Below are 9,623 nucleotides of genomic sequence, written 5' to 3'. Positions count from 1 at the left end.
CATAAAAAGAAATTTGATTAGCTCAAATTGTTTTGCTGGCATCATGTTTGATGTCCAAAATTTTGTTTCGTTCACCAACTCAAGGTTAGCTACTAGAAACTATATTGATTACGTTTTGCTTGTTCAGTTTTCAAGGTTCATTTCGTTGCTGTTTTCTCAGCAGTAACTCTTATATAATATCATGTCGCAAACTCGATGTCAACAACTAATTTATTTGATTTAATTGTTGTTTCTCAGTTATCTTAGCGACTCGTATAATATTACTCTCTTAATTCGAAAAGGTCAACACTTTTTCTAATAAAAATTAATACTTTTTCATTTCATCGAAAAACTTCCTATTTATATACTTACGAAAAAAATTATCATTAGACTCTTCTTCTCAAGTCAATTTAACTTTTTATTGGTATCTAAAATAGAATTTTATCATAATCTTCAATAAGAAATTAATAGATTCCATAAAAAATCAACAAAAAAACTCGGTATAGAAACCGAGTTTTTAAAATGGAAAGAAAAATGGGATTGCCAGCATCATAGCAATAAACATAATAATCTGTAGTGGAATTCCAATCTTCACAAAGTCCATAAACTTATAACCGCCAGCAGTCATAACTAGCGCATTTGTTGGGGAAGCAATCGGAGTAACAAACGCCATACTTGCTGCTACAGCAACAGCAATCATAAATGTCGTTGGACTTGCCTCCATTGCAATCGCGGCATTCATAGCAATTGGCGCGAACAAGACAGCCGTCGCCGTATTACTAATAAACTGTCCAAAAATAACTGTTAAAATATATACGCCAACTAGTACTCCATACGGTCCATAATCTCCAAGTGCATTAATGATACCATCGGATAAAATAACCATACCACCTGTTTTCTCCAATGCAGTCGCCATTGGAAGCATTGCAGCTACAAGCACAATACTTTCAAAATTCATATTGCTATACGCATCTTCCATATTACGCAAACAACCTGTTAATATCATCAATACGGCACCAATCATAACGGAAATAACAGCAGGGAAAATTTCAAAAGCCATTAACACAATCATTAAAAGCATAATGACACCAGCAATACCTGCTTTCCCCGTGGCTGCAGCTACACTCGCATGCTCCTTTGGCTGACCCACAACAACGACATCCTGCGTTTCCCTTGCCAGTAATAAAATCTCATCCCAAGCACCTTGTACTAAAATGGCATCTCCAAATTTCAATTTATGTGTCACCATATCCTGAAGTTTATAGCCACCTCTACGATTAATGCCAATTATATTTAGATTATATTTTTCTCGGAAGCCTAGGGCGCTAACAGTCTTATTAATAAAGCTGGAATTTGGCGTTAATAATACCTCAGCAATACCAAGATGCTTCGATACTAAATCATCAGCCTCTCCTTCAGCCAGTTCCTGCATCTCTAGACTATAATCTGCAGCAAAACGACGAATATTCTCTTCCTCACCTTGGACATACAATTCATCTTTGGCATGTATCACGCTTGTCGGACCTGCCATTTCCTGATAAGTCATCGGTAAAAAATTAATGCCTTCTTGAGATCGGCGGTGAATTTTCATCATACAAAGCGTATATTTGGCCGGAAGCTTTAATTCTGCTAATGTTGCATCAATAATCGGCGAACCCTCGGGCACAAACACTTTAAACAAATGATTATTTAAATCATATTGCTTAATAATTTTCTTCGGAGATAGTTTATAGTCAGCTTTTGTTTGTGAACGGTTCTTATCATTTGGTAATAGTTTATTTCGCACAAGTACTAAATAGGTAATACCAACAATCATCCCTACAATACCGATGGGCGTCACTTCGAAAAATCCAAGCTTATTATAGCCACGATCTACTAATAACTGACTGACAATTAAATTTGTTGGTGAAGCAATTAAAGTCATAAGCCCTGAAAGACTCGCGACATAAGAAAGTGGTAGCAAGAATTTTGACGGACTTTCCTTCATACTAATCGCAATACTAACAACGATCGGCATCATTAAAGCTACAGTACCTGTGTTACTCATAAAGGCACCTACCGTCCCTACAATAATGAGCAATAACACAAATAATTTCAGCTCACTATCACCTGACCATTTCAACAATAATCGTCCTGCCATCCCTGCAAGTCCAGTTCGCAAAATTCCTGCGCCCACAACAAATAACCCCGCAATCATTAAAACTACAGAGTTCGAAAAACCAGCTAGTGCCTCTGCTGGTGTTAAAATATCTGTAATGACAAATGCTAAAAGTGACACAATCGCAACGAGATCTGCTCGTACTTTATTCGTCACAAATGCAAAAATTGTAGCTCCTAAAATAAGAAATGTTAATGTAAGCTGCACATCTATGAATTCCTTTCTAACATTAATCATTGTGCTAGGTGATACATACAACCTTTTGTAATTGCAGCACCTTGCACGTTTACCATTTAGATTCATTATATCTTACCCAAAACGATATATGAGAAAGTTCACCATCTTTACAAAATAAAAGACTCCTCACCATAGCGCGAGGTTGATTTCCGTTCCGGCTGGGTGCTTTGTAGCTGACGCTTCGCTTTCGCTACAGAAAACATTTGTAGCTGACGCTTCGCTTTCGCTACAGAAAATATTTGTTGCTGACGCTTCGTTTTCGCACAGAGCAAAGCTTCCCGGGGGCGTCCGATGAGCCGCTTGGGCCAACAGATGTTTTTTGCGCGAAAGCGTAGTGCTAACGTAGCGGCAGCAGCACAGATGTTGGTCACGAAGGCGTTATCACAGGACGTGATGCATTTAGCCTTCGTTCCCCTATTTGCTCACTCCAGGCTCTACTATCGTGTATCGGCCTTACCTAGATTATTTTTGATAAAGGTTATGCTCTTTAATATAGTCATAACAAGCGCCAGGCAGTAGATATTTTGGTTCACCACCCATTGCGAATTCTTCTCGAATATAGGTAGAGCTAATTTCCATCGCTAAGCCTTTGTCAATCAAATGGAATCTTCCATCATCATGATTCCTCAATATCGGAGAGCGACTAATTGTTGATAACATATCGATTCCATGCCTTGCCATTATAATAAATTTATTCTCAGCTACTAACGCTTCTCCCTTTTTCCACAATCCTGCTCCAATATCAACTAATAAATCGGCTCCCATAATAAAATGAATTTCATCATTGGGTGTTGTTCTCTAAAATATTTCATCGTATCATATGTGTAAATGTTCCAGCCTTCTTGCTCCATTTCATATGAATCTGCAATAAAACGCTCATCCTTTGCAATAGCCAGCTGTAGCATATTCCATCGATGAGAATTCTCCGTTGTTATTTCCTTGTCCTTTCGTTTATTTGAACAAGGTAAAAAAATTACTTTATCTAATTTGCAACGATGTGCGACTGTGCTCGCGGTCCAAAGATGAACATTTGTAATTGGATCAAAGGATGATCCGTAAATCCCTATTTTCGCCATTCCCTACCCCTCCATTCCTCGTCTCTATTAGTTTCTCCCATTCATCATCTTCGTGACTTTTTCTTTAATTTCTTTAATTCTTGTCATTTTGTTATCCCAGCACGCTTGACTTAAATCGACCGGATACTCTTCTGGATTCATTGTTCGTTTATACTCACTCCATAGTAGATGTAAATTTTCTTCTACATATGCTTGAATTTCTTGAAGTGTTGGTTCTTTGTAAAGAATAGAACCATTTACAACAATGTCTTGATGTAATTCTTTCGCTGTAAAATTCGTCACAAATTTACTGATATAAGTATGAACAGGGTGAAACATTTTCAAGCGTTTTTCCTCCTGTGGGTTTTCGTAGTCCAATGCAATATAATCCCCTTCAGCATGACCATTGTCTGTATTAATAATTCGATAGATACGCTTGCGGCCTGGGGTCGTTACTTTTTCAGGATTTCCGGAAATTTTGATGGTATCGACCATTTTCCCGGTTTCATCTTCAATAGATACTAATTTGTATACGCCCCCAAGCGCCGCTTGATCGTAGGCTGTAATAAGCTTAGTTCCGATTCCCCATGTATCAATTTTAGCCCCTTGTGACTTCAAATTTATAATCGTGTATTCATCCAAATCATTAGATGCTATAATTTCCGCTTCAGTGAAGCCAGCTTCATCTAACATTTCCCTTGCTCTTTTTGACAGATACGCTAAGTCTCCACTGTCCAGCCGGATTCCTACAAAATTGATTTTATCTCCAAATTCCTTCGCGACCCGAATTGCGTTAGGAACACCTGAACGCAACGTATCATACGTATCTACTAAAAAAACGCAATCTTTATGCGTATTTGCATACTTTGTAAATGCAGTGTATTCGTCACGATATGCCTGTATCATGGCATGCGCATGAGTACCTGAGACAGGGATGCCAAATAATTTTCCAGCTCTGACATTGCTAGTTGCAGAAAATCCACCAATATACGCTGCACGAGTTCCCCAAATCGCTGCATCAAATTCATGCGCTCGACGAGTACCAAATTCCATCGCTACATCCTTTCCAATCACTTGTTTAATGCGTGAAGCCTTCGTTGCAATAAGAGTTTGGTAATTAACGATATTCAATAAAGGTGTCTCCATTAATTGAGCTTCTGCCAACGGGGCTTCAATTCGTAAAATAGGTTCATTTGCAAATACCAGTTCACCTTCCTTCATTGCAGAAATAGTGCCTGTAAATTTTAGACTTTGAAGGTATTTAAGAAATTCCTCTGAGTATTTTCCTTCCTCGCGTAAATATTGAATATCACTATTAGAAAAACCAAAGTTTTTGATAAACTCCATTATCTTTTTTAAGCCTGCGAATATCGCATAGCCATTACCGAACGGAAGCTGTCGAAAGTACAGTTCAAAAACCGCTGTTCTATTTTGAGTACTATCATTCCAGTAAGTTTCTACCATATTTATTTGATATAAGTCTGTGTGCAACATTAAACTATCATCTGCATATTTCATTTCATCTTCCTCCATTTACATAATAGTAGCTCCGAGAGAATGCTCGAAATGTCCTAACGCCCACTCATGCCCTGCTTGATTAAAAGATGTCACTGCATTTTTATGAATAACTATGTTAAATCCTTTATTATAGGCATCTACCGCTGTATGAAGAATGCAAATATCCGTACATACACCTATTAAATGCAGTTCAGCAATGCCTCTTTCGCGCAATTTCATCTCTAAATCCGTACCTGCAAAAGCAGAATATCTTGTTTTATCCAAGTAGTAGACATGATCTAACTCTTTATTTTCTTCATATAGTTCTTTTAAGGAACCATATAGTTCCCTCCCCTTTGTACCTCTTATATTATGAGGAGGAAAAAGCTTTGCTTCCGGATGATAGCTATCATCTTTTTCATGAACATCAATGGCAAAAACTAGAAAATCACCGTTTGAGATAAATTCCTTTGTTAATTGTATATTTACCTCTTCCAATAGTTGCCCCGGTTTTCCGCAAGTTAAAGCTCCATCTGGTGCTACAAAATCCACTGTATAATCAATATTAATCAATGCACGTTTTGGCATATTTCCATCACTCCACTTTTTTAATTAGTAATTGCATAATTACAAATTACTATATTGAAAAATTATCAGGAAAGACAAGTGCTTTCCTAATGATAAATTGACTCTACGATTTCGAAGTCATTAAAAGTATATAATTGCGACGGTCTAAACGAATTCCTTTTTGTTTTCTTCGGTTTACTTTCTTCATCCAATACTTTTTCAATAAAAGGTAACTTGGGTGCTTTTGTAAAGAACACAGAATCATTTGAAATGCGTGGATCATCTCCCACTGTCAATAAAACCCTCTGTAGCTCAGATAACGTAAATTCTTCTGGTAAAAAGTTTTTAGCAACCGTTGTTTGTATCATATCTTTCTTAATAAATGCTAAAGCGTCTGAAATAATTTTTCGATGATCAAAGGCTAATTCGAGTTCGAACACTTCATTTATATCGTATAGCTCTACTTCTGCTGCATCGTCATTGGCTTGACGCTGGTCAATGTACACTTCAGGAACGATTGCATAAAAAGCATTTGAAATCATCCAACCTCGAGGATCACGATCTATGTCATCGTAGACACCGAAGTGCTTAACGTGTAGACCATCTACATTCGTTTCCTCTTTCAATTCTCTTTTTGCAGCCATATAGGCAGTTTCCCTTTTTGTCGCATCTACAAATCCACCTGGAAGCGCCCATTTCCCACCTTCGATATTTGGATTTCCTTCATGATCTTTTTCAGCCCGTTTAATCAACATGATTTTAAGCGTCATCATCGGAGGTGCTTTTTCCTCTACTTTTTCTGATGTTATTGTAAAAATTGCGATATCTGACGTATACCCATCAGGTGTTATATATTTAGAAGAATCATAATTCGCCAGAACTTCTTCTTGTGAACGATATTTTGTCATTTTAATAAAACTCCTTTAATTCAATGTTTTGCGATAAAGCGTGATGCGACGACTTTATACAACTCCTAGATTTGATCACTACCCCATTTAGTTTTCTATAAATCAACACATGTAATTTGTAATTCCCGAATTACTATTTAATAACATGATAACTTTTCCAATTAACAATTTCAACTCTTTTTTAAAAAGAGTAAGAAGAACAGCTTTCCATAAAAAAAGCATAAACAAAGCATTTCTGCCTTGTTTATGCCTTTCATATTATTTAATTTACTAGTTGATTTTTCAAAAGAATTCCATCCTGTACGACAACTCGCCCATTTTTAATGACAGTATTCGTATGATTCATGCCATAAAAATATTGTAATTGCTTGTAATTGGCAACATCCAATATAATGACGTCAGCTTGTTTGCCCGCTTCAAGGGAGCCAATTTGATGTCCGCGGTTAAGTGCATACGCTGCATTAACGGTTGTCGCCGTTAACACTTCCTCTAATGTCATCCCCATATGCATACAAGCTAAATTCATGATAAATGGCAGACTCATCGTTGGGGATGAGCCAGGGTTAAAGTCAGTTGAAATAGCTACAGGTACCCCTTCATCGATCATTAGGCGTCCCCTTGCAAATGGCGCGCGTAGGAAGAATGCTGTTCCAGGTAGCAATACAGCAATCGTGCCGGCTTCAGCCATTTTTTGTATACCCTCATCAGAAGTGACTAGTAAATGCTCCGCCGAAATTGCCCCTACTTCCGCAGCAAGCTCTGCTCCCTCATAAGGCTCAATTTCATCTGCATGAATTTTCGGTGTTAACCCTAACGCTTTCCCGGCCTCTAAAATGCGTCGTGATTGCTCTGGCGTAAATACACCTTTTTCACAAAATACATCATTGAATTCGGCAAGGTTTAGCTCAGCTACTTTCGGCAGCATGTCATGAATGACTACATCGACAAATTCATCCTCACGTCCCTTAAAGTCACGCGGCACCGCATGCGCCCCCATAAAGGTACTAACGACATCAATGTCATGTGTAGCTTGTAATTCCTTAGCTACCTCAAGCTGTTTCTTTTCAGTTTCCCAATCTAAACCATAGCCTGATTTTGCCTCCACCGTTGTAACACCATGCTTTAAAAACACATCTAAATGATTCATCGTTTTTCCATATAAATCACCAAAGCTAGTTTCTCGTGTCCGGTTTGTTGTGGCATGAATCCCGCCACCCGCATTCATAATTTCCATGTATGTGGCACCATTGAGTCGCATATTAAACTCCTGCTCACGTGTACCGCCATGAACTAAATGCGTATGACAATCGACGAGACCCGGCATAACAATCTTACCCGAGGCGTCAATAACCTCAGCCACCTTTACTCGATCAGGGAAATCCGCTTCTAGTTGTGCAATTGACCCTACCGCTATAATGCTATTGCCCTCCATTAAAACACTGCCATTTTCCACTACTGCGATGTCACGCATTTGTTCCTTTGTACGAGGACCTTGTACGGCACTTTTTAACGTGATCACTTCATTGGCGTTTTTGATTAAAATTGTCACTTCGCATCATCCTTTAACATTGGTATACGCACACCTTTGTTCTTTGCTGTATTAATAGCAATTTCATAACCCGCATCTGCGTGACGCACAACACCCATTCCTGGATCCGAAATTAACACTCGTGCAATCTTCTCTGCGGCTAGCTCAGAACCATCCGCTACTAGCACTTGGCCAGCATGCTGAGAATAACCCATACCTACACCACCACCGTGATGCACACTTACCCAACTGGCACCACTTGCTGTATTAACAAGTGCATTTAGAATTGGCCAATCTGATACTGCGTCAGAGCCGTCCATCATACCCTCTGTTTCACGATTTGGCGATGCAACTGAACCTGAGTCTAGATGATCTCGACCAAAGACAATCGGTCCTGAAAGCTCACCATTGGCAACCATTTCATTAACTTTCAATGCAAAACGATGACGATCACCATAGCCTAACCAGCAAATTCGTGCCGGTAACCCCTGCCATTTAACCATTTTTTGCGCCATATCAATCCAATTCACAAGACCTTCATCTTCAGCAAACATTTCTTTGGCAAGTGCATCTGTTTTATAAATGTCCTCAGGGTCACCCGAAAGCGCAGCCCAACGGAATGGACCTTTCCCCTCACAGAATAAAGGACGAATATACGCCGGAACAAAACCAGGGAAATCAAAGGCATTCGTTACACCCATCTCTTTCGCATAGGCACGAATATTATTACCGTAATCAAATACTTCTGCACCTGCTTGTTGGAATTCAAGCATTGTACGAACATGCTCAGCCATCGTCTCTTTTGCTCTTCGCTCATATGTTTTTACGTCACTTTTACGCAGTTCAAGTGCTTCCTCAAACGTCATACCATTTGGAACATAGCCATTGATTGGATCATGGGCAGATGTTTGGTCAGTAACAAAATCAGGGATAATTCCTCGGTTCAATAGCTCACGATTAACATCTGCACAGTTGCCAACAAGACCAATTGACGCAGGCTCTTTTTTGTCACGTAGTTTATTAACCAATTCAATAGCTTCATCTACCGTCTCTACAAGGTAATCACAGTAGCCTTCTTTTATTTTACGTTCAATTCGAGCACGTTCTACTTCTACTACTAAAATGACAGCGCCAGCCATTTTCCCAGCTAAAGGCTGAGCACCACTCATACCACCCATACCACCTGTAAGGATGAATTTACCGCCTAAATCTGCTGTGCCAAATACTTTTTTACCAGCCTCTACGAATGATAAATACGTTCCTTGTAAAATGCCTTGTGCGCCAATATAAATCCAGCTACCAGCCGTCATTTGACCGTACATCATTAAATCGCGGTCCTCTAACTCATAGAAATGCTCCCAATTTGCCCATGCTGGTACTAAATTAGAATTCGCAATTAATACACGCGGCGCATGTTCATGCGTACGGAATACAGCTACCGGTTTTCCTGATTGAATAAGAAGTGTTTCATCATTCTCTAATTCTTTTAATGACGCAATAATTTGCTCATAACTTTCCCAATTACGCGCTGCCTTACCGATCCCACCATAGACGATTAGCTCATCTGGATTTTCTGCTACTTCAGGATCTAGATTGTTCATTAACATACGCATTGCAGCTTCTTGTGTCCAACCTTTACAAGATAATTCATTCCCACGTGGTGCACGAATATTTGTTTTAACTACCATTAAAAA

6 protein-coding genes and 1 pseudogene are annotated in these 9,623 nt (G+C 38.9%); all 7 read right to left on the bottom strand.

The annotated features are described in order from the left end of the window. Positions 1–496: 496 nt before the first annotated feature. Complete coding sequence (locus tag ACMZ42_RS16075; RefSeq protein WP_415732009.1) at positions 497–2,350, bottom strand: SLC13 family permease; 1,854 nt, start codon at positions 2,348–2,350, stop codon at positions 497–499. Between the two features lie 486 nt (positions 2,351–2,836). Then, positions 2,837–3,450 (bottom strand): annotated as a pseudogene (nadD, locus tag ACMZ42_RS16070) (nicotinate-nucleotide adenylyltransferase). Between the two features lie 27 nt (positions 3,451–3,477). Beyond that, a complete protein-coding gene (locus tag ACMZ42_RS16065) occupies positions 3,478–4,947 on the bottom strand; it encodes a nicotinate phosphoribosyltransferase (protein ID WP_415732005.1) in 1,470 nt (489 codons plus the stop codon). Between the two features lie 15 nt (positions 4,948–4,962). Further along, positions 4,963–5,514 carry a cysteine hydrolase family protein gene (locus ACMZ42_RS16060; protein WP_415732004.1) on the bottom strand — a complete coding sequence of 184 codons (552 nt, stop codon included), beginning with the start codon at positions 5,512–5,514 and terminating at the stop codon, positions 4,963–4,965. Positions 5,515–5,600: 86 nt separating this feature from the next. Then, positions 5,601–6,401 (bottom strand): NUDIX domain-containing protein, encoded by an 801-nt coding sequence (locus ACMZ42_RS16055; RefSeq protein WP_415732003.1) that lies wholly within the window; start codon positions 6,399–6,401, stop codon positions 5,601–5,603. Between the two features lie 262 nt (positions 6,402–6,663). Then, positions 6,664–7,950, bottom strand: coding sequence for an imidazolonepropionase (hutI, locus tag ACMZ42_RS16050; RefSeq protein ID WP_415732002.1), 1,287 nt, complete (start codon positions 7,948–7,950; stop codon positions 6,664–6,666). Beyond that, positions 7,947–9,617 (bottom strand): urocanate hydratase, encoded by a 1,671-nt coding sequence (gene hutU, locus ACMZ42_RS16045; protein ID WP_415732001.1) that lies wholly within the window; start codon positions 9,615–9,617, stop codon positions 7,947–7,949. The genes hutI and hutU overlap by 4 nt, the downstream gene beginning before the upstream one ends. Between the last annotated feature and the right edge of the window lie 6 nt (positions 9,618–9,623).

Source organism: Lysinibacillus sp. NPDC056185, assembly GCF_047737915.1.
Taxonomy (GTDB): domain Bacteria; phylum Bacillota; class Bacilli; order Bacillales_A; family Planococcaceae; genus Lysinibacillus.
This window is presented reverse-complemented; position numbering and strand designations above follow the sequence as displayed.